Below are 23728 nucleotides of genomic sequence, written 5' to 3'. Positions count from 1 at the left end.
CTCAGCAAGGATCGGGTTTTCATGTTTTCAGGGCTGTTAATCATTCTGGTTCCCCTTATTGTGGGCTACCTTATTCCACTTCGGCACATGGGCGCACTAAAACTCATCAATCGCCTGTTGAGCTGGATCGTCTACCTTATTCTCTTTTTTATGGGCATCAGCCTGGCGTTTCTGGATAATCTCGCCAGCAACCTGTTAGCCATACTTCATTATTCTGCTGTCAGCGTGACGGTTATTTTGCTGTGTAATATCGCCGCGCTGTTCTGGCTGGAGCGTTCACTGCCCTGGCGGCATAATCATCAGCAAGAGAAACTACCGTCGCGGATCGCGATGGCGTTTGAGTCGCTCCAGCTTTGCGGGGTTGTCGTGGTGGGCTTCCTGCTGGGTCTCACCGGTCTTTCCTTTTTGCAGCACGCCACCGAAGCCAGCGAATATACGTTAATCTTTTTACTGTTCCTGGTGGGGATTCAGCTTCGCAACAGCGGCATGACCCTCAAGCAAATCGTGCTGAATCGCCGGGGCATGATTGTTGCCGTCGTCGTCGTCGCCAGTTCGATGCTGGCGGGGGTTATCAATGCGTTTATCCTCGGCCTGCCGGTCAAAACCGCGATGGCGATGGCGTCAGGTTTTGGTTGGTATTCGCTGTCCGGTATTCTGTTAACCGAATCGTTCGGGCCGGTGATTGGCAGTGCCGCCTTCTTTAATGACCTGGCGCGAGAACTGATTGCCATTATGTTGATTCCCGGCATGGTGGGCCGCAGTCGCTCTACCGCGTTGGGGCTATGCGGGGCCACATCGATGGATTTCACCCTGCCGGTTTTACAACGCAGCGGTGGACTGGAAATGGTTCCGGCAGCCATCGTGCACGGTTTTATCCTGAGTCTGTTAGTCCCTCTGTTAATGGCGTTTTTCTCCGCCTGACCCTCAAACAAATACCTCTCTGGCGGTAGTCGGCTACCGCCAAAATTGCGCTAAATCAATCTCCTTGCAAGTTGTAGCAGAAATCCCTTTTATCCCTGCGCGCACAGGCATAACCTTAAACATGTATATTAAATATAACTTTAAAAGGTGTGACCATGTTTTGTGTGCAATGTGAACAAACCATCCGTACTCCGGCAGGGAACGGCTGCTCTTACGTGCAGGGTATGTGCGGTAAAACGGCTGAAACCTCCGATTTGCAGGATCTGCTGATTGCTTCCCTACAAGGTCTGTCTGCATGGGCTGTTAAAGCGCGTGAATACGGCATCATCGACCATGACGTTGATAACTTCGCACCGCGCGCGTTCTTCTCCACGCTGACCAACGTTAACTTCGACTCCCCGCGTATTGTTGGCTATGCCCGTGAAGCGATTGCCATGCGCGACGCGCTGAAAGCGCAATGTCTGAACATCGATGCGAACGCAGCGGTCGACAACCCGATGGCCGACCTGCAACTGGTCAGCGACGATCTGGGCGACCTGCAACGTCAGGCGGCTGAATTTACCCCGAACAAAGACAAAGCGGCCATCGGCGAGAACATTCTCGGCCTGCGCCTGCTGTGCCTGTACGGTCTGAAAGGTGCCGCGGCCTATATGGAACACGCGCACGTTCTCGGCCAGTACGACAACGACATCTACGCCCAGTACCACAAAATTATGGCGTGGCTGGGGACCTGGCCTGCCGATATGAACGCTCTGCTGGAGTGTTCTATGGAAATCGGCCAGATGAACTTCAAAGTGATGAGCATCCTGGACGCCGGTGAAACCACTAAATACGGTCACCCGACGCCGACCCAGGTCAATGTTAAAGCAACCGTTGGTAAATGCATCCTGATCTCCGGTCACGACCTGAAAGATCTTTACAACCTGCTGGAGCAGACCGAAGGTACCGGCGTTAACGTCTATACCCACGGCGAAATGCTGCCGGCACACGGCTACCCGGAACTGCGCAAGTTCAAACATCTGATTGGTAACTATGGCAGCGGCTGGCAGAACCAGCAGGTTGAGTTCGCTCGCTTCCCAGGCCCAATCGTGATGACCTCTAACTGCATCATCGACCCAACCGTAGGCGCCTACGACGACCGTATCTGGACCCGTAGTATCGTCGGCTGGCCGGGTGTGAGCCATCTCGAAGGCGACAACTTCGGTCCGGTCATCGCTCAGGCACAACAGATGGCTGGCTTCCCGTACAGCGAAATCCCGCACCTGATCACCGTAGGTTTCGGTCGTCAGACGCTGCTGGGCGCTGCGGATACGCTGATCGACCTGGTCAGCCGTGAAAAACTGCGTCATATCTTCCTGGTCGGCGGCTGCGACGGTGCGCGCGGCGAACGTAACTACTTCACCGACTTCGCCACCAGCGTACCAGATGATTGCCTGATCCTGACCCTGGCGTGCGGTAAATACCGTTTCAACAAACTGGAGTTCGGCGATATCGAAGGCCTGCCGCGTCTGGTCGATGCCGGTCAGTGTAACGATGCTTACTCTGCCATCATCCTGGCGGTCACTCTGGCAGAGAAGCTGGGCTGCGGCGTCAACGACCTGCCGCTGTCTCTGGTGCTCTCCTGGTTCGAACAGAAAGCGATTGTGATTCTGCTGACCCTGCTGTCGCTGGGTGTGAAAAACATCGTCACTGGCCCAACAGCGCCTGGTTTCTTCACGCCGGATCTGCTGGCTGTGCTCAACGAGAAATTCGGCCTGCGTTCCGTGACCACCGTTGAAGAAGACATGAAGCAGTTGCTGAGCGCGTAAGGAGTAAAGAATGACAATGCCAACTCATCAGTGCCCATGGCGGATGCAGGTGCATCACATCCATCAGGAAACGCCGGATGTATGGACGATTTCGTTGCTGTGCCACGACTATTATCCGTACCGCGCCGGGCAGTATGCACTGGTCAGCGTACGTAACTCAGCCCAGACGCTGCGTGCTTACACCATTTCATCTACCCCGGGAGTAAGCGAGTACATTACGCTGACCGTTCGCCGGATTGACGATGGCGCAGGCTCACAGTGGCTGACCCGTGACGTGAAGCGCGGCGACTATATCTGGCTGTCCGATGCCATGGGTGAATTTACCTGTGAAGATAAGGCGGAAGATAAGTTCCTGATGCTGGCTGCCGGTTGCGGCGTGACGCCAATCATGTCAATGCGTCGCTGGTTGGCAAAGTACCGCCCACAGGCCGATGTGCAGGTGATCTTTAACGTTCGTTCACCGCAAGATGTTATTTTTGCCGACGAATGGCGTGACTATCCGGTGACGCTAGTCGCTGAAAACAATGCCACCCACGGTTTTGTTTCTGGCCGACTGACGACCGATCTGCTGAAAAGCGTGCCGGATCTGGTCTCTCGTACCGTGATGACCTGCGGCCCGGCGCCGTATATGGATCTGGTCGAGAAAGAAGTCAAAGCACTGGGCGTGACGCGCTTCTTTAAAGAGCAGTTCTTCACGCCAGTTGCCGAGGCCGCCACCAGCGGTCTGAAGTTCACCAAGCTGCAACCGGCGAAAGAGTTTTACGCGCCGGTGGGCAGTACGCTGCTGGACGCGCTGGAAAGCAATAAAGTGCCGGTCGTTGCCGCATGTCGTGCGGGCGTTTGCGGCTGCTGCAAAACCAAAGTGGTTGACGGTAACTACACGGTCAGCAGCACCATGACGCTGACGGATGCAGAAATAGCCGAAGGCTATGTACTGGCCTGCTCCTGTCATCCGCAGAGCGATTTAGTACTCGCTTAATCTGTAAAATACCCCTTCGTAGCTGCTCCAGGCCGGATAATGCGTTTACGCCATATCCGGCCTTTTTTTACCGCCAGGCCGAATTTCCTGCCACCGAGAAACGCCCCGCCCCTAAAAACGCGACAGCCAGCGCGCCGAGCAAGAAGTACACCAGACTCTCAATCGCCCATGCGCCGGTTTTGTCCAGTGACCAGGTTTCGCCCATCCCGACCATCAGCCACGCCACCACCATCGTAAACGCCAGCCCCAACGCCGCCGGACGGGTCAGGATCCCCAGGATAATCAGGCAAGGCGCAACGACCTCCCCCAACAGAACGCCGTAAGCAATAAAGCCCGGAAAACCTTTCGCTATCAGCATGCCGCTGATGCCATCAATACCGGAGAACAATTTATGTAAGCCATGAAACAGCATCAGTCCACCAACGGCGATGCGTAACAGAAACTTGCCAAAGTCTTCATGAGTCAGCGTTCGGTTCACTGCATTTAATAGTTTAGTAACCATTTGAATTCATTCCTTGTTTCACCATGCCAGATATCAAACTACGCGTTATCTGCTCAAAAGGTAAGCTGCCGAAAATAAGGGGGAAATGAGAAGCATAACTATCATCTTCATCTAAACTTGTAACCGGTATCACATTAAAGGAGATGGAAAACCATGAAACAAACGGTTGCCGCTTTTATTGCTAAAACCCTCGAACAAGCTGGCGTTAAACGCATTTGGGGCGTGACGGGCGACTCATTAAATGGTCTTAGTGACAGTCTTAATCGTATGGGAACGATTGACTGGATGCCGACCCGTCATGAAGAAGTTGCCGCCTTCGCCGCTGGCGCAGAGGCGCAGCTAACCGGCGAACTGGCCGTCTGTGCCGGTTCATGTGGACCAGGGAACCTGCACCTGATCAATGGGCTGTTTGATTGCCACCGCAACCATGTTCCGGTCCTGGCGATTGCCGCACATATCCCTTCCAGTGAGATCGGCAGCGGTTATTTTCAGGAGACCCACCCGCAAGAGTTGTTCCGCGAATGTAGCCACTATTGCGAGCTGGTTTCCAGCCCTGAACAGATCCCGCAGGTACTCGCCATTGCCATGCGTAAAGCCGTATTAAATCGTGGCGTCTCAGTCGTGGTATTACCCGGCGACGTCGCGCTGAAGCCCGCGCCAGAAAGCGCCAGCACGCACTGGTATCATGCGCCACTCCCGGTCGTCACCCCGGAAGAAGAAGAACTCAGAAAACTGGCGCAACTGCTGCGTTATTCCAGCAATATCGCCCTGATGTGCGGCAGCGGCTGTGCCGGTGCGCATCAAGAACTGGTTGAGTTTGCGGCAAAAATCAAAGCGCCGATTGTTCACGCCCTGCGGGGTAAAGAACACGTCGAATACGATAACCCGTATGACGTCGGTATGACCGGGCTGATTGGCTTTTCATCCGGATTCCACACCATGATGAATGCCGACACGCTGATCCTGCTCGGCACCCAGTTCCCCTATCGCCCGTTCTACCCCACCGACGCCAAAATTATTCAGATTGATATCAATCCGGCGAGCATCGGCGCGCACAGTAAAGTTGATATGGCACTGGTGGGCGATATTAAATCCACTCTCCGCGCCCTGCTGCCGCTGGTGGAGGAAAAAACCGAGCGGAAGTTTTTGGACAAAGCGCTGGAGCACTATCGTGAGGCGCGCAAGGGTCTGGATGATCTAGCCAAACCGAGCGATAAAGCCATTCATCCGCAGTATCTGGCGCAGCAGATCAGCCATTTTGCCGCTGACGACGCGATCTTTACCTGCGATGTTGGTACCCCGACGGTTTGGGCTGCACGCTATCTGAAAATGAACGGCAAACGCCGCCTGCTGGGGTCGTTTAACCACGGGTCGATGGCGAACGCTATGCCACAGGCGCTCGGCGCCCAAGCGACCGAACCGGGACGCCAGGTCATTGCCATGTGCGGTGACGGCGGTTTTAGCATGCTGATGGGCGATTTTCTGTCGGTTGTCCAGATGAAGCTGCCGGTGAAGATTATCGTCTTCAACAACAGCGTGCTGGGATTTGTGGCGATGGAGATGAAGGCTGGCGGTTATCTGACCGACGGCACGGAGCTGCACGACACCAACTTCGCGCGGATTGCCGAAGCCTGCGGCATTACGGGCATTCGTGTGGAGAAATCCTCAGAGGTCGATGAAGCGCTGCAAAGGGCGATGTCGATTGACGGTCCGGTGCTGGTCGACGTGGTGGTGGCGAAAGAAGAGTTAGCCATCCCGCCGCAGATCAAACTCGAACAAGCAAAAGGTTTTAGCCTGTATATGTTGCGCGCAATCATCAGTGGACGCGGTGATGAAGTGATGGAACTGGCGAAAACGAACTGGCTCAGGTAAAACAGAGGGCATTACCTCACTAAAAAAGGAATGCCCGTGATTGACTTACGCAGTGATACCGTAACCCGGCCGAGTCGCGCCATGCTGGAAGAGATGATGGCCGCCCCGGTCGGGGACGACGTATACGGAGATGACCCTACCGTTAACGCTCTCCAGCAATACGCTGCAGAGCTTTCCGGCAAAGAAGCCGCTATTTTCTTACCTACCGGCACTCAGGCGAACCTGGTTGCACTGCTCAGCCACTGCCAGCGTGGTGAAGAGTATATTGCAGGCCAGGGCGCACATAACTATCTCTACGAAGCGGGAGGCGCAGCGGTGCTCGGCAGCATTCAACCGCAGCCTATCGACGCCGCGCCGGATGGCACCTTACCGCTGGACAAAGTGGCGGCAAAAATCAAAGCGGACGATATCCATTTTGCCCGCACACGCCTGCTTAGTCTGGAAAACACCCACAACGGCAAAGTGCTGCCACGCGAGTATCTGAAAGATGCCTGGGAATTCACTCGTGAGCGCAATCTGGCCCTGCACGTTGATGGCGCGCGTATTTTTAACGCCGTCGTCGCTTACGGCTGTGAGCTGAAAGAGATCACACAATACTGCGACTCGTTCACCATTTGTCTCTCTAAAGGTCTGGGAACGCCGGTAGGCTCACTGCTGGTCGGTAGTCACGACTACATTAAACGCGCCATCCGCTGGCGTAAAATGACCGGAGGCGGAATGCGTCAGGCCGGGATTCTGGCGGCGGCCGGACTGTATGCGTTGAAAAATAACGTGGCGCGTTTACAGGAAGACCATGACAATGCGGCCTGGATGGCGGAACAACTGCGCGAAGCAGGCGCAGACGTCATGCGTCACGATACCAACATGCTGTTTGTCCGCGTTGGCGAAGAACACGCTGCTGCGCTGGGCGAGTACATGAAGGCGCAAGGGGTACTGATTAACGCCTCCCCGATTGCACGCCTGGTGATGCATCTGGACGTATCGCGTGAACAACTTGCTGAAGTCGCCGCCCACTGGCGCGCTTTTTTAACTCGCTAAGGAGATAGGCGTGCCGCAACGGATTTTGGTTCTTGGCGCCAGTGGCTACATTGGTCAGCATCTGGTACAGGCGCTCAGTCAGCAAGGGCACCAGGTGCTGGCTGCGGCACGCCGGATTGAACGGCTGGAAAAACTGCAACTGGCCAACGTCAGTTGCCACAAAGTCGACTTAACCTGGCCTGATAACCTGACGCCGCTGCTGACGGATGTTGATACGGTTTATTACCTGGTCCATGGCATGGGTGAAGGCGGTGATTTTATCGCTCATGAGCGCCAGGTCGCGATGAACGTGCGTGATGCGCTACGTAGCATCCCCGTCAAACAGCTTATTTTCCTGAGCTCATTACAGGCTCCGCGACATGAACAATCCGATCATCTGCGTGCGCGGCAGATAACCGCAGACATCCTGCGCGAAGCAGGCGTGCCGATGACCGAATTACGGGCAGGCATTATCGTCGGGGCGGGGTCCGCCGCTTTTGAAGTGATGCGCGATATGGTCTACAACCTGCCGGTACTTACGCCTCCGCGCTGGGTACGTTCGCGTACCACGCCCATCGCGCTGGAAAATTTGATGTACTATCTGGTGGCGCTGTTGGACCATCCCACAAGCCATCACCGCATACTCGAAGCCGCAGGGCCGCAGATATTAAGCTATCAGGAACAGTTCGAGCATTTCATGGCCGTCAGCGGCAAACACCGCTTGTTGATCCCTATCCCGTTTCCGACCAGTTGGATTTCGGTGTGGTTTTTGAATGTTATTACGTCGGTACCGCCCACTACGGCAAAGGCGCTGATACAAGGCTTAAAGCATGACCTGCTGGCCGACGACGCTGAGCTACGCGCGCTGATCCCGCAAAAGCTGATCGCCTTTGATGACGCAGTGCGCAGCACGCTGAAAGAAGAAGAGAAGCTGGTTAACTCCAGCGACTGGGGGTATGACGCTCAGGCATTCGCCCGCTGGCGTCCCGAATATGGCTATTTTGCCAAACAGGCTGGCTTTAGCGTCGACACTTCCGCCAGCCTGAAAGCGCTGTGGCAGGTGGTGAACCGACTCGGCGGGAAAGAAGGCTATTTCTTTGGCAATTTTTTGTGGAAGACGCGCGCCGCGCTGGATCTGCTGGTCGGCCATAAGCTGGCAAAAGGCCGCCCGGAAAACCCGTTGTTGCAGGTTGGCGATGCCGTGGATAGCTGGAAAGTGATCATCGTTGAGCCAGAAAAACAGCTCACACTGCTGTTTGGCATGAAAGCGCCGGGATTAGGCCGTTTAAGCTTTACACTGGAAGATAAAGGCGATCATCGGCGCATTGATGTACGCGCCTGGTGGCATCCGCACGGCATGCCTGGTCTCTTCTACTGGTTGTTGATGATCCCGGCTCATCTGTTCATTTTCAGAGGGATGGCAAAGCGTATCGCCAAACTTGCAGAACAAATCACAGACTAATGACAAAAAGAGACTGTGTTCTTTCACGTTTCCCATTGCATACAGGCGTATTTCACGGAAGAATGCGCACGACGTTTTTTAAACACAGTGGATTGATATGAAGGTACTGGTTACCGGAGCCACCAGCGGCTTGGGCCGAAATGCGGTTGAGTTTCTATGCAGCAAAGGCGTCAGCGTCAGAGCCACCGGTCGCAACGAAGCGATGGGCAAGCTGCTGGAGAAAATGGGCGCAGAATTTGTGCATGCGGATTTGACCGAACTGGTCTCTTCGCAGGCAAAGGTCATGCTCGCAGGTATCGACACGCTGTGGCACTGCTCCAGTTTTACCTCGCCGTGGGGAACGCAGGAAGCCTTCGATCTGGCCAACGTTCGTGCTACCCGCCGTCTGGGCGAATGGGCCGTTGCCTGGGGCGTACGTAACTTTATCCATATCTCCTCTCCGTCACTCTATTTTGACTATCACCATCATCGGGATATCAAAGAGGACTTCCGACCACATCGCTTCGCCAATGAATTCGCCCGCAGTAAAGCGGCTGGTGAAGATGTGATTGCGCTGCTCGCGCAGGCTAACCCGCAGACCCGCTTCACGGTATTGCGTCCACAAAGTCTGTTCGGACCTCACGATAAAGTTTTTATCCCCCGTCTGGCCCACATGATGTACCACTACGGCAGCATCCTGTTGCCGCACGGTGGAAGTGCGTTGGTGGATATGACCTATTATGAGAACGCGGTACACGCAATGTGGCTGGTAAGCCAGGAAGCTTGCGATAACCTGCCGTCAGGCCGCGCATACAACATTACTAACGGCGAGCATCGAACGCTGCGCAGTATCGTGCAGAAGCTGATCGACGAGTTGAATATTGATTGCCGAATCCGCTCGGTGCCCTACCCGATGCTGGACATGATTGCTCGCAGCATGGAGCGTCTGGGCAATAAATCGGCGAAAGAGCCAAAGCTTACGCACTACGGCGTCTCGAAGCTGAATTTTGACTTTACGCTGGATACCACCCGCGCTCAGGAAGAGTTAGGTTACCAGCCCATCGTCACGCTGGATGAAGGGATTGAGCGTACCGCGGCCTGGCTGCGCGACCACGGTAAGCTGCCGCGTTAACCCTGCCCGTATTTCTCCAGCAAGGCCTCCGCTATCGCCTGCGTTTCTGCATCCGCCACGCCGTTCCACAACGTCGGGCGGAAGTGCATCTGGAATGCCATAATCACTCGCTGCTGTTCACGCGGCGTCATTTCGGGTTTCACCTCATAACCATAGCGCGACAGCAGATCGAGTAACGATGCAGTGTCTACCGGTGTAGACGGCGCTCTCCCGTTGAGATAAAACGCCACGCGCTGAGCATCAGGCCATGCGCCGATTCCCTGTGCAGCCAGCTGTTTCCATGGAAACAATGGGCCAGGATCGTCCTTACGCTGCGGTGCGACGTCCGCATGAGCCACCACGTTTTGCGGCTTGATGTCGTAGCGAGCAATAATGTCCTTCGCCAGTGGGATCAACGCCTGAATCTGCGCTGGCTCAAACGGGGCAAAATATTTCGTTCCCGCCGATTTTTGCCAGCCGCGGTTTTCCAGCTCAATGCCAATCGAGGTATCGTTAATCCGCGTCGCGCCGCGCCAGAAGCTAATCCCGGCATGCCAGGCCAGATCGTTTTCCGGCACCAGTTGCCAGATACGCGGCTTGCCGTGATAAAGCGGCGGCACAGCCGGGATCAGATAGTGCGAACTGACGTTTTTATCGGTCAGCGTAGCCAGAGAAGCGTCAAAATCATCAGCCGTGTAATGGATAACCAGCACTTTGATGCGCGGATAAGCGGCCTGCGCCTGACGGCGGGTATCTAACTGATATCCGTCTTTATCGACAATCCCTTTTTGGCCAGCGCAGCCCGCCAGCAGCAGCGTCAATGCCAGCAGCCACAACAGACGCTTCATCGGCGAGTTTTCACCGCAGTACCGCTGACGCTCACCATCAACATGCTGCCATCTTTACCCACGGTTTCGTAATCAATGTCGATACCGACGACCGCATCAGCACCCAGCGCTTTCGCCTGTTCACCCAGCTCCTGAAAAGCAATTTCGCGCGCTTTACGCAACTCTTTTTCATACGCGCCGGAGCGGCCGCCGACAATATCGCGAATGCCGGCGAAGAAATCGCGGAAGATATTCGCGCCTAAAATCGCTTCGCCAGTCACCACACCGCAGTATTCCACGATGCTCTGCCCTTCAAGCGTTGGGGTAGTTGAAAACTGCATGATTAATCTCCTTTTTGCGCTAAGAGCACGATCTCAAAAGCATTATCGAACCGATCCACTATCATTGAAAGGATATATTCTATCAACGTAGAACACTAATAGTAGAAAGCTAATAAGGAAATCATTATGCGCTACTCGAAACTCTCTCTGCTGGTTCCATGTGCACTACTTCTCAGCGCCTGTACTACCGTGACTCCGGCCTATAAAGATAACGGCACGCGGAGCGGTGCATGCGTAGAAGGCGGGCCAGACAGCGTGGCTCAACAATTCTATGATTACCGTATTCAGCATCGAAACAATGACATTACCCCCCTTCGCCCGTACCTCAGCGACAATCTGGCTAAACTGCTGACCGATGCCAGCCGCGATAACGCGCATCGCGATCTGTTTAACAGCGATCCGTTCTCCAGCCGCTCTACGTTACCGGATAGCGCCAGCGTCGCCAGCGCATCGACTATTCCGAATAGTGATGCACGCAACATTCCGCTGCGCGTAGAGCTGAAACAGGGTGACCAAAGCTGGCGTGACGAAGTGCTGATGATCCGCGAAGGCCAGTGCTGGGTAGTGGACGACGTCCGCTATCTGGGCGGCAGCGTACACGCGCCAGCCGGGACGCTGCGCCAGTCTGTGGAAAACCGTTAGTCGCCCCCATTCACCCGCCCGCATCATAACCCCCATAAATTGTCCGGCATTCTGCATAGAATGCCGACAATTATTCTTGCCCGCTGGTGGCCCCGCTATTTTGTGCTATGTTTAGATAAGAATGCGGTTTGCATTTAACTTTTAACGCATAAATATTGCATAACTATTCTGTCAAAGGTAGTATCTGCGGCTTCAATATACACAAAATCATTCATGATGCGTCGAGGCGGCAAGTGAATGAATCTCCAGGAGCGTACGAATAGTACGTGACTGGAGTGAATGAATGCAGCCAACAAAGAGGCAGCTTGAAGGATGAAGTGTATAGCTATCAGACTGCCAGCATACGAGAATCAATGAGTATTCAATTAAACGGCATTAACTGCTTCTACGGCGCACATCAGGCGCTGTTCGATATCACGCTGGATTGCCCTCAGGGTGAAACACTGGTGTTACTTGGCCCTAGTGGAGCCGGGAAAAGCTCGCTACTGCGTGTACTCAACCTGCTTGAGATGCCGCGCTCGGGCACGCTCTCTATTGCGGGTAACCGTTTCGACTTCACGAAAACACCGTCAGATAAAGCTATTCGCGATCTGCGCCAGAACGTGGGTATGGTTTTTCAGCAATATAATCTTTGGCCGCACCTCACGGTTGTGCAGAATCTGATTGAAGCGCCCTGCCGTGTGCTCGGTCTGACAAAAGAGCAAGCAATGGCGCGCGCCGAGAAACTGCTCGAACGTCTGCGTCTGAAGCCCTACAGCGATCGTTATCCGTTGCATCTCTCCGGCGGCCAGCAGCAGCGTGTAGCCATTGCCCGCGCGTTGATGATGGAACCGCAGGTGCTGCTGTTTGATGAACCGACCGCCGCGCTTGATCCGGAAATTACCGCGCAAATCGTCAGCATCATTCGTGAGCTGGCGGAAACCAACATTACTCAGGTGATCGTCACCCACGAAGTGGAAGTTGCTCGTAAAACGGCCAGTCGTGTGGTGTATATGGAAAACGGTCATATCGTCGAGTTTGGGGATGCGAGCTGCTTTGCCAACCCGCAAACCGAAGCATTTAAAAACTATCTTTCTCACTAAGATTCGGGACAATACAATGAAAAAAGTTCTGATTGCCGCGCTAATCGCAGGTTTTAGCCTTTCCGCTACCGCAGCCCAAACCATTCGTTTCGCCACCGAAGCGTCTTATCCTCCATTTGAATCTATCGATGCGAATAACAAGATCGTCGGTTTTGACGTTGATCTGGCGAACGCGCTGTGTAAAGAGATTGACGCCACCTGTACCTTCACCAATCAGGCCTTCGACAGCCTGATCCCGAGCCTGAAATTCCGTCGTTTTGACGCGGTGATGGCCGGTATGGACATCACGCCTGAGCGTGAAAAACAGGTCCTGTTTACCACCCCTTACTACGACAACTCTGCGCTGTTTGTTGGCCAGCAGGGTAAATACACCAGCATTGATCAGCTGAAAGGCAAAAAAGTTGGCGTACAAAACGGGACGACGCACCAGAAATTCATCATGGATAAGCATCCGGAAGTGACCACCGTACCGTATGACAGCTACCAGAATGCCAAGCTCGATCTGCAAAACGGTCGCATTGACGGCGTCTTCGGTGATACCGCAGTGGTAACCGAATGGCTGAAAGACAATCCAAAACTGGCCGCTGTTGGCGACAAAGTGACGGATAAAGATTACTTCGGTACAGGTCTGGGCATCGCGGTGCGTCAGGGCAACACTGAGCTGCAGCAGAAATTTAACACTGCGCTGGAAAAAGTGAAGAAAGATGGGACTTACGAGACCATCTACAACAAATGGTTCCAGAAGTAATATTTGATGAATGAATTTTTTCCGTTAGCAAGCGCCGCCGGGATGACCGTCGGCCTTGCGGTTTGTGCGCTGATCATCGGCCTTGCGCTCGCCATGTTTTTTGCCGTCTGGGAGTCCGTAAAATGGCGTCCAGTGGCGTGGGCAGGTTCTGCGCTGGTCACCATTCTGCGCGGGTTACCAGAAATTCTGGTGGTTCTGTTTATCTATTTCGGCTCCTCGCAACTGCTGCTGACGCTGGCCGATGGTTTTACGATTAATCTCGGGTTTGTAGAAATCCCGGTACAGATGCAGATCGAAAACTTCGACGTCAGTCCGTTCCTGTGCGGTGTGATTGCGCTGTCTTTGCTGTACGCAGCCTATGCGTCGCAAACGCTGCGTGGCGCGCTGAAGGCCGTGCCGCTCGGACAATGGGAATCCGGTCAGGCGTTGGGTTTGTCTAAAGCCGCGATCTTCTTTCGTCTGGTGATGCCGCAGATGTGGCGTCACGCTCTGCCGGGGCTGGGTAACCAGTGGCTGGTATTGCTGAAAGATACCGCGCTGGTCAGCCTGATCAGCGTGAACGATCTGATGCTGCAAACCAAAAGCATTGCCACGCGTACCCAGGAGCCATTTACCTGGTACATAGTGGCGGCGGCTATTTACCTGGTGATTACGCTGGTGAGTCAGTACATTCTCAAACGCATTGACCTGCGCGCGACACGTTTTGAGCGGAGACCAGGCTGATGCTTGAGTATTTACCTGAATTGTTGAAAGGGCTGCATACCAGCCTGACGCTGACGGTCGCCTCCATCGTGGTTGCTCTGGTGCTGGCGCTGATTTTTACCGTCATCCTGACGCTAAAAACGCCGGTACTGGTCTGGTTGGTCCGCGCCTATATCACGCTGTTTACCGGTACGCCGTTGCTGGTGCAAATCTTCCTGATCTACTACGGGCCAGGACAGTTCCCGACGCTGCAGGAATATCCGGTACTGTGGCATCTGCTCTCCGAACCGTGGCTGTGCGCGTTAATTGCGCTGTCGTTAAACAGTGCGGCTTACACCACGCAGCTGTTCTACGGCGCTATCCGCGCCATCCCGGAAGGTCAGTGGCAGTCATGCGGTGCATTAGGGATGAGCAAAAAGGATACGCTGGCGATTCTGTTGCCATACGCCTTTAAACGCGCCCTCTCCTCGTATTCCAACGAAGTGGTGCTGGTGTTTAAAAGTACCTCACTGGCTTACACCATCACGCTGATGGAAGTCATGGGTTATAGCCAACTGCTGTATGGTCGCACTTATGACGTCATGGTCTTCGGCGCGGCGGGCGTGATTTACCTGATCGTCAACGGTTTGCTGACGCTGATGATGCGCTTAATCGAACGTAAAGCGCTGGCGTTTGAACACCGGAATTAAGCCGATAACTGCATAAAGCAAAAAATAAAAGACGGGCAAGTCTAACAACCGCCCGTCTTTTTTTATATCGATAAAATATTTAATCATTTTTATTGCATATAAATTCATTAAATGGCATTGTTAATTCACGCCGCAGACACGGTAAATCATCATAAGATTGACAGACGGGAGTTCCACCATGAAAAAGTTAGTACTGGCCGCATTACTGGCTACTTTCGCCGCTGGCACCTCAGCCGCTGATAAAATTAGCTTTGGTGTATCAGCGACTTATCCGCCATTTGAATCGCTGGACGCGAGCAACAAAATTGTCGGTTTTGACATTGACCTGGCAACGGCGCTGTGTAAACAAATGCAGGCGGAATGTACTTTTACCAATCATGCTTTCGACAGCCTGATCCCCGCGCTGAAATTCAAAAAATATGATGCAGTGATTTCCGGAATGGATATCACGCCTGAGCGTAGCAAACAGGTTGCGTTCACTCAGCCTTACTATGCTAACTCCGCGCTGGTTATTGCCAAGAAAGACGCCTATAAAACCTTTGCCGATCTGAAAGGAAAACGCATCGGTATGGAAAACGGCACCACGCACCAGAAATACCTGCAGGACAAACATCCTGAAGTGAAAACCGTGGCCTATGACAGCTATCAGAATGCGATTATCGACCTGAAAAATGGCCGTATTGATGGCGTATTTGGCGATACCGCCGTCGTTAACGAGTGGCTGAAAACTAACCCGCAGTTAGGCGTGGCTACCGACAAAGTGACCGACCCACAATACTTCGGTACCGGTCTTGGCATTGCGGTTCGCCCGGATAACAAAGCCCTGCTGGAAAAACTGAATAACGCACTGGCCGCCATCAAAGCGGACGGCACCTACCAAAAAATCAGCGATCAGTGGTTCCCGCAGTAATTTCCGCTCAATCTGAAAAGCCGCAACCGCGGCTTTTTTTATCTCTTCGCCTGCGCTTTCAGTCAGTTCTTACGCCAGAAATGCATTCATGGCATACACTAATTAAAACGATAAAGAATGAGGCATAAGGATGATAGCGTTTCCTGCCAGCTTGCTGATCCTCAATGGAAAAAGTGCTGATAATCTCCCTCTGCGTGAAACTATTGCGCAACTTCGCGATGAGGGCGTGGAAATTCATGTACGCGTCACCTGGGAAAAAGGCGACGCTCAACGTTACGTGGATGAAGCGCGTCGATTAGGCGTTGCAACAGTGATTGCCGGCGGCGGCGATGGCACGATCAACGAAGTCTCGACAGCGCTAATCCAGTCGCAGGACGGCAATGTTCCCGCCCTGGGTATTTTACCGTTGGGAACGGCGAATGACTTTGCCACCAGCGTGGGTATTCCTGAAGCATTGGATAAAGCGTTAAAACTGGCTATCGCCGGAAATGCGACAGAGATCGATATGGTGCAGGTCAATGATAAAACCTGTTTTATCAACATGGCGACCGGCGGCTTCGGCACTCGTATCACCACCGAAACGCCAGAAAAACTCAAAGCCGCGCTGGGCGGCGTATCGTATTTTATTCACGGTTTAATGCGCATGGATACGCTCAAGCCCGACGTCTGCGACATCCGTGGAGAAGATTTTCACTGGCAGGGCAAAGCGCTGGTGATTGGGATTGGTAATGGCCGCCAGGCCGGTGGTGGACAACAGCTTTGCCCGACGGCGCTGATTAACGACGGATTGCTGCAACTGCGCATTTTTACCGGCGAGGAGTTGCTGCCCGGGCTGCTTTCAGCGTTAACGCAATCTGAAGAAAACCCTAATATCATTGATGGCGCTTCATCGTGGTTTGACATCCGCGCCCCACACGAAATTACCTTTAATCTTGATGGCGAACCGCTCAGCGGACAGGAGTTTCATATTGAAATCCTGCCCGCTGCGCTACGTTGCAGATTGCCGCCGGGTTGCCCGTTGTTGCGCTAACAAAACGGCCCCCCGCCGCAATCAGGCAATGGTGACTTTGCTGTCCAGATAAACATCCTGCACGGCGTTAATCAGCTTAACGCCGTCGGCCATGGTTTTCTTGAATGCTTTGCGTCCAAGAATCAGCCCCATACCGCCAGCGCGCTTATTAATGACCGCCGTACGTACCGCATCGCTCAGATCGGTTTCTCCACCGGCAGCGCCGCCAGAGTTAATTAATCCGGCGCGCCCCATATAGCAGTTCGCCAACTGATAACGTACCAGGTCAATCGGGTTGTCGCTGGTCAGCTTGTTGTAGACGCGATCGTCGGTGTAGCCAAAGTTAACGGCTTTGTATCCGCCGTTATTTTCCGCCATTTTCTGCTTCACGATATCCGCCCCAATGGTGGCGGCCAGATGGTTAGCCTGACCGGTGAGATCGGCGGAGACATGATAATCCACCCCGTCTTTCTTAAACGCGGAGTTACGCAGATAAGCCCACAGTACGGTGACCATACCCAGCTCATGGGCACGCTCAAACGCGGCGGAAATCTCCTCAATCTGACGTCGAGACTCCTCAGAACCGAAATAGATAGTCGCCCCGACCGCCACCGCGCCCATATTGAACGCCTGCTCGACGCTGGCATATAACGTCTGGTCAAACGTATTGGGATAACTGAGCGTTTCGTTGTGGTTAATCTTCACAAGGAACGGAATACGGTGCGCGTAACGGCGGGAAACAGAAGCCAGCACGCCATAGGTCGATGCCACGCAGTTACACCCTGCTTCGATTGCCAGTTCCACGATATTCTTTGGATCAAAGTACAACGGGTTAGCCGCAAACGATGCCCCAGCGGAGTGCTCCACGCCCTGGTCCACCGGAAGAATCGACAGGTACCCTGTTCCAGCCAGGCGCCCCGTGTTATACAGCGTCTGCATATTACGCAGTACGGCTGGGGGACGGTTGTTATCAACCATTACGCGATCAACGTAATCATGTCCTGGCAGGTAAAGTTGGTCAGAAGGAATGGTCATACAACGATGCTGTAAAAGGCTGTCGGCATCTTTGCCAAGCAACTGCGCAATATCAGTCATAGCTATGCTCCCGTAAGTTCCGATTAATAATCGGAATGTGAATTATCCTGACCCGCTTTTTTGCGGGCAGCAATAAGCCTGGTACCGACTGCGCTTTTTTTCCATCTTTAGCGCACTTTTCAGCGATTTCCGCTGGAACGATTCAGGAAGAAATAATGTTAAGGCGGTCAAATTTAGACCGCAAAGGTATTTTAAAGGTATTATCAGGTGGTACTATCAACGCGTACCTTACCTGTCATGAAGGATTTAAAGATGAAAACTACAGTTAAGCTGTCGTTCATGATGTTTGTTGAGTGGTTTATCTGGGGCGCCTGGTTTGTCCCGCTTTGGCTGTGGCTCAGCAAAAGTGGCTTTACCGCGGGTGAAATTGGTTGGTCGTACGCCTGTACCGCCATTGCTGCGATCCTGTCGCCGATACTGGTCGGCTCCATCACTGACCGTTTCTTCTCAGCGCAAAAAGTCCTCGCCGTATTGATGTTTGTCGGCGCTATCCTGATGTACTTCGCCGCGCAGCAAACCACCTTTAGCGGATTCTTCCCGCTGTTACTGGCCTATTCACTGACCTATATGCCGACAATTGCGTTAACCAACAGTATCGCTTTTGCCAACGTACCGGACGTGGAACGTGATTTCCCACGCATTCGCGTGATGGGCACCATTGGCTGGATTGCGTCTGGTTTAGCCTGCGGCTTCTTGCCGCAAATGCTCGGCTATAGCGATATTTCCCCCACCAATATCCCCCTGCTTGTTACGGCCGGAAGTTCCGCGCTGTTAGGCGTTTTTGCGTTCTTTTTACCGGATACGCCGCCGAAAAGTACCGGCAAGATGGATTTCAAAGTCATGCTGGGGCTGGATGCGCTGATCCTTCTGCGGGATAAGAACTTCCTCGTCTTTTTCTGTTGCTCATTCCTGTTTGCCATGCCGCTGGCATTTTATTACATCTTCGCCAACGGTTATCTGACAGAAGTGGGGATGAAAAATGCGACCGGTTGGATGACGCTGGGCCAGTTCTCTGAAATCTTCTTTATGCTGGCGCTGCCGTTCTTCACCAAACGCTTTGGCATTAAAAAGGTATTACTGCTTGGTCTTATTACTGCGGCTATCCGCTACGGATTCTTCGTTTACGGCGGTGCGGAAGAATATTTCACTTATGCTCTGCTGTTTCTCGGCATTCTGCTACACGGCGTCAGTTACGACTTCTACTACGTTACGGCTTATATCTATGTCGATAAAAAAGCGCCGGTACACATGCGCACCGCAGCGCAAGGGCTTATCACGCTCTGCTGTCAGGGATTCGGCAGCCTGCTGGGTTATCGCCTGGGCGGCGTAATGATGGAAAAAATGTTTGCCTATAAGGAACCGATTAATGGTCTCACCTTCAACTGGGCGGGCATGTGGGGATTTGGCGCGATCATGATCGCCGTCATTGCCGTGCTGTTTATGATTTTCTTTCGCGAATCAGATAAAGAAATTACCGCCATTCAGGTGGACGATCGCGATGTAGCGTTGAAACAAGGGGAAGTGAAATGAAAGCAGAACGTATTCTCGGTGCTCTTTATGGGCAGGCGTTAGGGGATGCGATGGGCATGCCGTCTGAACTGTGGCCAAGAACCCGGGTTAAAGCACACTTCGGTTGGATCGACCGTTTTTTGCCTGGACCTGCGGAGAATAATGCCGCCTGTTATTTTAACCAGGCGGAGTTTACCGATGACACATCCATGGCCCTGTGTCTGGCTGATGCCTTGCTTGAATGTGATGGAAAGATAGTTCCAGACGTTATTGGCCGCAATATTCTGGCCTGGGCCGAGCGTTTCGATGCCTTTAATAAAAACGTGCTTGGTCCAACGTCAAAAATTGCGCTAAATGCCATTCGCAACGGCAAACCTGTTGCCGAACTGGAAAATAATGGCGTCACTAACGGAGCGGCAATGCGCGTTTCGCCGCTGGGATGTCTGCTGCCCGCGCGCGATCTCGATACCTTTATTGATGACGTCGCACTGGCCTCCAGCCCGACACATAAATCGGATCTGGCTATCGCCGGCGCTGTCGTCATCGCGTGGGCGGTGTCGCGTGCTATCGACGGAGGAAAATGGTCGGAGATCGTCGACGCGCTGCCTGCCATTGCCCGACATGCGCAGCAAAAACGGATCACCACCTTTAGCGCCTCGCTCTCTGCCCGTCTTGAACTGGCGCTGAAAATCGTTCGTCATGCCGATGGTATAGAGTCCGCCAGCGAGCAGTTATACCAGGTCGTTGGGGCCGGAACCAGCACCATTGAGTCCGTGCCCTGCGCCATCGCGATGGTCGAACTGGCGCAGACCGATCCTAACCGCTGCGCCATTCTGTGCGCGAATCTTGGGGGCGATACCGACACCATCGGGGCAATGGCGACCGCTATTTGCGGTGCGTTACATGGCGTAAGCGCGATTGACCCGGCATTGAAACAGGAACTGGATGCGGTAAATCAGCTGGACTTTAACCGCTACGCCAATGGATTACTGCGACTGCGCGGACAACGGGAGGCGCTATGAACAGCACCACGCGTCTGCAACAACTTCTCCCGCAGTTAGGTTCACACAGGCCGGTTACGGTGGTGGGGGCAGCGGTCATTGATGTTATTGCCGATGCGTATGCCCTCCCCTGGCGCGGGTGTGATATCGAGCTTAAGCAGCAAGGCGTTAACATTGGCGGCTGCGCGCTCAATATTGCCGTTGCGCTCAGGCGTTTAGGTATCAGCGCCAGCAATGCGCTACCGCTGGGTCAGGGGGTATGGGCCGATATTATCCGCAACCGGATGGCAAAAGAGGGATTGCATAGCCTGATCGACAACGCAGAAGGCGATAACGGTTGGTGTCTGGCGCTGGTGGAACCGGATGGCGAACGAACCTTTATGTCTTTTAGCGGCGTCGAAAACCAGTGGAACACCGACTGGTTGGCGCATCTGAACATCCCGCGTAACAGCCTGGTCTATCTGTCAGGCTATCAGTTAGCCTCTCCATGTGGCGAGCTGTTGGTACAGTGGCTGGAAGGTCTGGAAGACGTGACGCCGTTTATCGATTTTGGTCCGCGAATCGGCGATATTTCAGTCGCCTTAATGGCGCGAATCATGGCCTGCCGCCCACTGGTATCACTCAATCGACAGGAGGCCGAAATTGCCGCCGAGCGGTTTGCATTAAGCCAGGATGTACAGGCTTTTGGCGCAGAGTGGGTGCACCGTTTCGCCGCGCCGGTAGTGATACGCCACGATAAAGACGGCGCGTGGTATTTCAGCGCGCAAACATCCGGTTGCGTACCAGCATTTAAGACGACCGTCGTGGATACCATTGGCGCGGGCGACAGCCACGCCGGCGGCATGCTGGCCGGACTGGCGTCAGGCTGGCCGCTGGCTGATGCGGTACTGCTGGGCAATGCGGTGGCTTCCTGGGTAGTCGGGCATCGCGGCGGCGATTGCGCCCCCTCGCGAGAGGCGTTACTCCTCGCACACAAAGACGTATAGATCGCTTCGGCAATAGCTGATGCTGTATTCAATGGGCCGTTGCTGCTGGTCAAGCGCTACCTGCTTGATCACCAGCACCGGCACTTTGCTGTCCATTTGAATGTGTGCCTGGAACTCTGCGTCAGGCATCCGGGCGCTGACGCGTGAGCGCGTGCGCTGCGGGAAGATATGCTGGCTGCGAAAATAGTCGTACAGCGAAACGCCGATGGCATCCACATCATGGATTAGTTGGACCGGCACCCATGACTCTTCAATAGAAACGGCGTCTTCATCGACATAGCGAATACGTTTGATCAGGAAAACGTCACTCCCGGCGGCAACAGCCAACTGCTGCGCTACCTCTTCCGGACAAGGCACAATGCGCTTATTGACCCACAGCGTATCTGGTTTTTTACCGCGTAAAACGACCTGCTGCGAAAAACCCCGCGCTTCTTTAAGCGAATACTCGAAGATGTTGTTGATCTGCGTCCCGTAACCGCGGGCGCGTGTCACCACACCTTCTTCCTCCAGGGCCTGCATTGCCTTGCGTACCGTAATTCGCGACACGCCGGTCAACTGACTGAGATCGCGCTCGCCGGGCAGGATATTGCCATGCTCGAGGATCCCGCAGCGTACAGCGTTCTTCACCGTTTGCGCAAATTTCATATACAGCGGCGTGTTATCTGCCGCTGCAATGCGTTCATTCAGTTGCGCGATAAGCTGGGTATGCGCTTGTTCCATTTATCTTTTTCCAGGCAGACGTTTCTGCTGCCAGTATACTCATTACCACCACGCGTGGAAATGATGTACCGGACCTATTCCCTGCCCGACTTCAAGGGTGTCGGCTTGTGCCAGCGCAGCTGAAAGCCACAGCTTGGCTTCCTGTACCGTATCAGCCCAGTTGTTATGCCGTGGACGCAGCGCCGCCAGCGCTGCGGACAGCGTACAACCGGTACCGTGGGTATTTTTAGTGATAACACGGGGCGCAGTAAAACGCTGCTCGCCGTCACGGGTAAACAGCCAGTCCGGGCTTTGCGCATCCTCCAGATGACCGCCTTTCATCAGCACCGCCTCACAGCCCAGCGCTCGCAGCGCCCTTCCCTGTTCTAACATCTCCGGTTCCGTTTGCGCATGCGATGTGCCGAGCAATGCCGCGGCCTCCGGCAAATTTGGGGTGATAATTGAAACCTGCGGCAGCAAACGGGTACGCAACGTTTCTACCGCCGCGGGCGATAGTAACGGATCGCCGCTTTTCGCCAGCATTACCGTATCCAGCACCACATTTTGCACCCGATGGCGGTGCAAACGTTCGGCGACCGCTTCAACAATATCCGCTTCCGCCAGCATGCCGATTTTGGTGGTGTCGATACGTACATCGCTGAACACCGAGTCCAGTTGCGCAGCGACAAAGTCAGGTTCAATGCGATACACCGACTGCACCCCACGCGTATTTTGCGCCACCAACGCCGTGATCACCGAACAGCCGTAAGCGCCAAGCGCGGAGAACGTTTTTAAATCTGCCTGAATACCCGCGCCACCACTGGGATCGGTTCCGGCAATCGTTAATGCGTTAATCCGTTTCATGCTTGCTCCTGCGCGTTCAGGTTATAGAGGGCGTCGAGAAATGCCGGGACAAAACTGCCCGGCCCGGTCGATTGTTGCGTGGCGATTTGTCCGGCCTGTTTCATCCAGCTACAGGCGGAGGCGACGTTATCAAGCCGGTCACCGGGCAGCGCGCAACTGGCCGCAACGACCGCAGATAGCGCACATCCGGTGCCGACCACGCGCGTCATCAACGGATCGCCGCCATTCACGCAGACAGTGCGCAGACCATCGGTAACATAGTCCACTTCGCCAGTCACCACGACGATGGTCTCTACCTGACGAGCCAGCGCCCGGGCCGCGCCAAGCGCAGCGGCTGGCGTATCGGTCGTGTCCACGCCACGCCCCCCGCCGTTCATTCCTGCCAGCGCCAGTATTTCCGAGGCATTACCGCGAATTACGGCTGGCTGTAGCGACAGTAAATCCAGACAGAAGCGGCGGCGAAACTCAAGAGCGCCCACGGCAACGGGATCGAGCGTCCAGGGGGTTTTAGCAAGAAGCGCCTGCTCAACGGCGACGCGCATCGCCGTGGCCCGCTCCAGGGTAAGCGTGCCGACGTTAACCAGCAATGCGCTGGCAATAGCCGCAAACTGGCTGGCTTCTTCAGGTTCAACCACCATCGCAGGTGATGCGCCTAACGCCAGCAGCGTATTGGCGGTAAAGTTTTGCACGACCTCATTGGTCATACAGTGCGTGAGGGGGGAAAGCGTTCTAAAGTGGTGTAAGGCATGGGCCGCGAGCGCGCGGCTGTGCAGGTCAGGCTGCATGGTTCAGCTCCTGCCCGCGCGAAGAAGGGACACGAGCAGTGTCAGACTTCCCTACGCTGGCATTATCCAGATCAGGTGGTACGGGTATTTCTCAGCCTTCACAAAGAAGGGCACCCCGAGTCGTTGAAACACAATCGTAATATGCTGGTTTCGGCAACAGGATACTGCCTGCGCTTAACGATGTAAAT

24 protein-coding genes and 1 riboswitch are annotated in these 23728 nt (G+C 54.2%); of the genes, 17 read left to right on the top strand and 7 right to left on the bottom strand.

All coding sequences use genetic code 11. The features are described from left to right. The first annotated feature begins 21 nt into the window (after positions 1-21). The 3 genes from OGV69_RS01680 to hcr all read left to right on the top strand — a co-directional run bounded on the left by OGV69_RS01680 (position 22) and on the right by hcr (position 3708). A complete protein-coding gene (locus OGV69_RS01680) occupies positions 22-921 on the top strand; it encodes a LysO family transporter (protein ID WP_038641854.1) in 900 nt (299 codons plus the stop codon). Positions 922-1076: 155 nt separating this feature from the next. Further along, positions 1077-2729 carry a hydroxylamine reductase gene (gene hcp / locus OGV69_RS01675; protein ID WP_227409063.1) on the top strand — a complete coding sequence of 551 codons (1653 nt, stop codon included), beginning with the start codon at positions 1077-1079 and terminating at the stop codon, positions 2727-2729. A 10-nt stretch (positions 2730-2739) separates the two neighbouring features. After that, the gene (gene hcr / locus OGV69_RS01670) at positions 2740-3708 is read left to right on the top strand and encodes an NADH oxidoreductase (RefSeq protein ID WP_069323474.1); all 969 of its coding nucleotides are present in this window, start codon (positions 2740-2742) and stop codon (positions 3706-3708) included. Positions 3709-3775: 67 nt separating this feature from the next. Here hcr and OGV69_RS01665 read toward each other — a convergent pair whose 3' ends face one another. Then, positions 3776-4210 carry a DoxX family protein gene (locus tag OGV69_RS01665; RefSeq protein WP_069323473.1) on the bottom strand — a complete coding sequence of 145 codons (435 nt, stop codon included), beginning with the start codon at positions 4208-4210 and terminating at the stop codon, positions 3776-3778. Positions 4211-4363: 153 nt separating this feature from the next. Here OGV69_RS01665 and poxB point away from each other — a divergent pair, with 153 nt between their 5' ends. The 4 genes from poxB (at position 4364) to OGV69_RS01645 (ending at position 9672) form a co-directional block, all read left to right on the top strand. Beyond that, positions 4364-6082, top strand: a complete 1719-nt coding sequence (gene poxB, locus OGV69_RS01660) for a ubiquinone-dependent pyruvate dehydrogenase (RefSeq protein ID WP_042307401.1) — start codon at positions 4364-4366, stop codon at positions 6080-6082. Between the two features lie 36 nt (positions 6083-6118). Then, a complete protein-coding gene (gene ltaE / locus OGV69_RS01655; protein ID WP_069323472.1) occupies positions 6119-7120 on the top strand; it encodes a low-specificity L-threonine aldolase in 1002 nt (333 codons plus the stop codon). Positions 7121-7130: 10 nt separating this feature from the next. Continuing rightward, positions 7131-8561 carry an SDR family oxidoreductase gene (locus tag OGV69_RS01650; RefSeq protein WP_069323471.1) on the top strand — a complete coding sequence of 477 codons (1431 nt, stop codon included), beginning with the start codon at positions 7131-7133 and terminating at the stop codon, positions 8559-8561. Positions 8562-8658: 97 nt separating this feature from the next. Then, positions 8659-9672, top strand: coding sequence for a 3-beta-hydroxysteroid dehydrogenase (locus tag OGV69_RS01645; protein ID WP_038641874.1), 1014 nt, complete (start codon positions 8659-8661; stop codon positions 9670-9672). Here OGV69_RS01645 and OGV69_RS01640 read toward each other — a convergent pair. Continuing rightward, positions 9669-10499, bottom strand: a complete 831-nt coding sequence (locus tag OGV69_RS01640) for an N-acetylmuramoyl-L-alanine amidase (RefSeq protein WP_038641877.1) — start codon at positions 10497-10499, stop codon at positions 9669-9671. The genes OGV69_RS01645 and OGV69_RS01640 overlap by 4 nt on opposite strands. Then, positions 10496-10819 (bottom strand): heavy metal-binding domain-containing protein, encoded by a 324-nt coding sequence (locus tag OGV69_RS01635; RefSeq protein WP_001160725.1) that lies wholly within the window; start codon positions 10817-10819, stop codon positions 10496-10498. The genes OGV69_RS01640 and OGV69_RS01635 overlap by 4 nt, the downstream gene beginning before the upstream one ends. A gap of 126 nt (positions 10820-10945) precedes the next feature. On the opposite strand from OGV69_RS01635, the gene OGV69_RS01630 reads away from it, so the two are divergent. From OGV69_RS01630 to yegS, 7 genes are all read left to right on the top strand, one after another. After that, positions 10946-11461 (top strand): lipoprotein, encoded by a 516-nt coding sequence (locus OGV69_RS01630; protein WP_038641886.1) that lies wholly within the window; start codon positions 10946-10948, stop codon positions 11459-11461. Between the two features lie 353 nt (positions 11462-11814). Beyond that, complete coding sequence (artP, locus tag OGV69_RS01625) at positions 11815-12543, top strand: arginine ABC transporter ATP-binding protein ArtP (protein WP_003027295.1); 729 nt, start codon at positions 11815-11817, stop codon at positions 12541-12543. A gap of 16 nt (positions 12544-12559) precedes the next feature. Beyond that, positions 12560-13291 carry an arginine ABC transporter substrate-binding protein ArtI gene (gene artI / locus OGV69_RS01620; protein ID WP_038641889.1) on the top strand — a complete coding sequence of 244 codons (732 nt, stop codon included), beginning with the start codon at positions 12560-12562 and terminating at the stop codon, positions 13289-13291. A gap of 6 nt (positions 13292-13297) precedes the next feature. Continuing rightward, positions 13298-14014, top strand: coding sequence for an arginine ABC transporter permease ArtQ (gene artQ / locus OGV69_RS01615; protein ID WP_038641891.1), 717 nt, complete (start codon positions 13298-13300; stop codon positions 14012-14014). Then, positions 14014-14682: an arginine ABC transporter permease ArtM gene (gene artM / locus OGV69_RS01610; RefSeq protein ID WP_003844364.1), complete on the top strand. Its 669-nt coding sequence runs from the start codon at positions 14014-14016 to the stop codon at positions 14680-14682. Before artQ ends, artM begins: the two co-directional genes overlap by 1 nt. Before the next feature lie 178 nt (positions 14683-14860). Continuing rightward, positions 14861-15592, top strand: coding sequence for an arginine ABC transporter substrate-binding protein ArtJ (artJ, locus tag OGV69_RS01605; RefSeq protein WP_069323469.1), 732 nt, complete (start codon positions 14861-14863; stop codon positions 15590-15592). A 130-nt stretch (positions 15593-15722) separates the two neighbouring features. Next, positions 15723-16622 (top strand): lipid kinase YegS, encoded by a 900-nt coding sequence (yegS, locus tag OGV69_RS01600; RefSeq protein ID WP_069323468.1) that lies wholly within the window; start codon positions 15723-15725, stop codon positions 16620-16622. Positions 16623-16643: 21 nt separating this feature from the next. On the opposite strand, the gene fbaB is transcribed toward yegS, so the two are convergent. Further along, entirely contained in the window at positions 16644-17696 is a 1053-nt protein-coding gene (gene fbaB, locus OGV69_RS01595) for a class I fructose-bisphosphate aldolase (protein ID WP_038641899.1), read from the bottom strand. 252 nt (positions 17697-17948) lie between these two features. Between fbaB and OGV69_RS01590 the strand changes: the two genes are divergently transcribed. From OGV69_RS01590 to OGV69_RS01580, 3 genes are read left to right on the top strand one after another with little or no spacing between them, the layout of a single operon-like run. Further along, positions 17949-19226, top strand: coding sequence for a nucleoside permease (locus tag OGV69_RS01590; RefSeq protein ID WP_038641902.1), 1278 nt, complete (start codon positions 17949-17951; stop codon positions 19224-19226). After that, a complete protein-coding gene (locus OGV69_RS01585) occupies positions 19223-20227 on the top strand; it encodes an ADP-ribosylglycohydrolase family protein (protein ID WP_069323467.1) in 1005 nt (334 codons plus the stop codon). Before OGV69_RS01590 ends, OGV69_RS01585 begins: the two co-directional genes overlap by 4 nt. Beyond that, positions 20224-21192 carry a PfkB family carbohydrate kinase gene (locus OGV69_RS01580; RefSeq protein WP_069323466.1) on the top strand — a complete coding sequence of 323 codons (969 nt, stop codon included), beginning with the start codon at positions 20224-20226 and terminating at the stop codon, positions 21190-21192. Before OGV69_RS01585 ends, OGV69_RS01580 begins: the two co-directional genes overlap by 4 nt. On the opposite strand, the gene OGV69_RS01575 is transcribed toward OGV69_RS01580, so the two are convergent. The 3 genes from OGV69_RS01575 to thiM are packed head-to-tail and all read right to left on the bottom strand — an operon-like array spanning position 21166 to position 23540. After that, complete coding sequence (locus OGV69_RS01575) at positions 21166-21912, bottom strand: GntR family transcriptional regulator (protein ID WP_069323465.1); 747 nt, start codon at positions 21910-21912, stop codon at positions 21166-21168. The two genes, OGV69_RS01580 and OGV69_RS01575, sit on opposite strands and share 27 nt — an antisense overlap. Positions 21913-21954: 42 nt before the next feature. Next, entirely contained in the window at positions 21955-22755 is an 801-nt protein-coding gene (thiD, locus tag OGV69_RS01570; protein ID WP_069323464.1) for a bifunctional hydroxymethylpyrimidine kinase/phosphomethylpyrimidine kinase, read from the bottom strand. Further along, a complete protein-coding gene (gene thiM, locus OGV69_RS01565; RefSeq protein WP_038641915.1) occupies positions 22752-23540 on the bottom strand; it encodes a hydroxyethylthiazole kinase in 789 nt (262 codons plus the stop codon). The genes thiD and thiM overlap by 4 nt, the downstream gene beginning before the upstream one ends. A gap of 31 nt (positions 23541-23571) precedes the next feature. Further along, positions 23572-23668: riboswitch (TPP riboswitch) on the bottom strand. Positions 23669-23728 lie beyond the last annotated feature (60 nt).

Source organism: Citrobacter sp. Cc139 (genome assembly GCF_030334645.1).
GTDB classification, from domain to species: Bacteria; Pseudomonadota; Gammaproteobacteria; order Enterobacterales; family Enterobacteriaceae; genus Citrobacter; species Citrobacter werkmanii.
This window is presented reverse-complemented; position numbering and strand designations above follow the sequence as displayed.

What these genes read in the sequence shown, in the direction of transcription:
- OGV69_RS01680 (WP_038641854.1), top strand. Translation starts at nt 22, where the DNA reads ATGTTTTCAGGGCTGTTAATCATTCTGGTTCCCCTTATTGTGGGCTAC.
- hcp (WP_227409063.1), top strand. Translation starts at nt 1,077, where the DNA reads ATGTTTTGTGTGCAATGTGAACAAACCATCCGTACTCCGGCAGGGAAC.
- hcr (WP_069323474.1), top strand. Translation starts at nt 2,740, where the DNA reads ATGACAATGCCAACTCATCAGTGCCCATGGCGGATGCAGGTGCATCAC.
- OGV69_RS01665 (WP_069323473.1), bottom strand. Translation starts at nt 4,210, where the DNA reads ATGGTTACTAAACTATTAAATGCAGTGAACCGAACGCTGACTCATGAA.
- poxB (WP_042307401.1), top strand. Translation starts at nt 4,364, where the DNA reads ATGAAACAAACGGTTGCCGCTTTTATTGCTAAAACCCTCGAACAAGCT.
- OGV69_RS01645 (WP_038641874.1), top strand. Translation starts at nt 8,659, where the DNA reads ATGAAGGTACTGGTTACCGGAGCCACCAGCGGCTTGGGCCGAAATGCG.
- OGV69_RS01640 (WP_038641877.1), bottom strand. Translation starts at nt 10,499, where the DNA reads ATGAAGCGTCTGTTGTGGCTGCTGGCATTGACGCTGCTGCTGGCGGGC.
- OGV69_RS01635 (WP_001160725.1), bottom strand. Translation starts at nt 10,819, where the DNA reads ATGCAGTTTTCAACTACCCCAACGCTTGAAGGGCAGAGCATCGTGGAA.
- OGV69_RS01630 (WP_038641886.1), top strand. Translation starts at nt 10,946, where the DNA reads ATGCGCTACTCGAAACTCTCTCTGCTGGTTCCATGTGCACTACTTCTC.
- artP (WP_003027295.1), top strand. Translation starts at nt 11,815, where the DNA reads ATGAGTATTCAATTAAACGGCATTAACTGCTTCTACGGCGCACATCAG.
- artI (WP_038641889.1), top strand. Translation starts at nt 12,560, where the DNA reads ATGAAAAAAGTTCTGATTGCCGCGCTAATCGCAGGTTTTAGCCTTTCC.
- artQ (WP_038641891.1), top strand. Translation starts at nt 13,298, where the DNA reads ATGAATGAATTTTTTCCGTTAGCAAGCGCCGCCGGGATGACCGTCGGC.
- artM (WP_003844364.1), top strand. Translation starts at nt 14,014, where the DNA reads ATGCTTGAGTATTTACCTGAATTGTTGAAAGGGCTGCATACCAGCCTG.
- artJ (WP_069323469.1), top strand. Translation starts at nt 14,861, where the DNA reads ATGAAAAAGTTAGTACTGGCCGCATTACTGGCTACTTTCGCCGCTGGC.
- yegS (WP_069323468.1), top strand. Translation starts at nt 15,723, where the DNA reads ATGATAGCGTTTCCTGCCAGCTTGCTGATCCTCAATGGAAAAAGTGCT.
- fbaB (WP_038641899.1), bottom strand. Translation starts at nt 17,696, where the DNA reads ATGACTGATATTGCGCAGTTGCTTGGCAAAGATGCCGACAGCCTTTTA.
- OGV69_RS01590 (WP_038641902.1), top strand. Translation starts at nt 17,949, where the DNA reads ATGAAAACTACAGTTAAGCTGTCGTTCATGATGTTTGTTGAGTGGTTT.
- OGV69_RS01585 (WP_069323467.1), top strand. Translation starts at nt 19,223, where the DNA reads ATGAAAGCAGAACGTATTCTCGGTGCTCTTTATGGGCAGGCGTTAGGG.
- OGV69_RS01580 (WP_069323466.1), top strand. Translation starts at nt 20,224, where the DNA reads ATGAACAGCACCACGCGTCTGCAACAACTTCTCCCGCAGTTAGGTTCA.
- OGV69_RS01575 (WP_069323465.1), bottom strand. Translation starts at nt 21,912, where the DNA reads ATGGAACAAGCGCATACCCAGCTTATCGCGCAACTGAATGAACGCATT.
- thiD (WP_069323464.1), bottom strand. Translation starts at nt 22,755, where the DNA reads ATGAAACGGATTAACGCATTAACGATTGCCGGAACCGATCCCAGTGGT.
- thiM (WP_038641915.1), bottom strand. Translation starts at nt 23,540, where the DNA reads ATGCAGCCTGACCTGCACAGCCGCGCGCTCGCGGCCCATGCCTTACAC.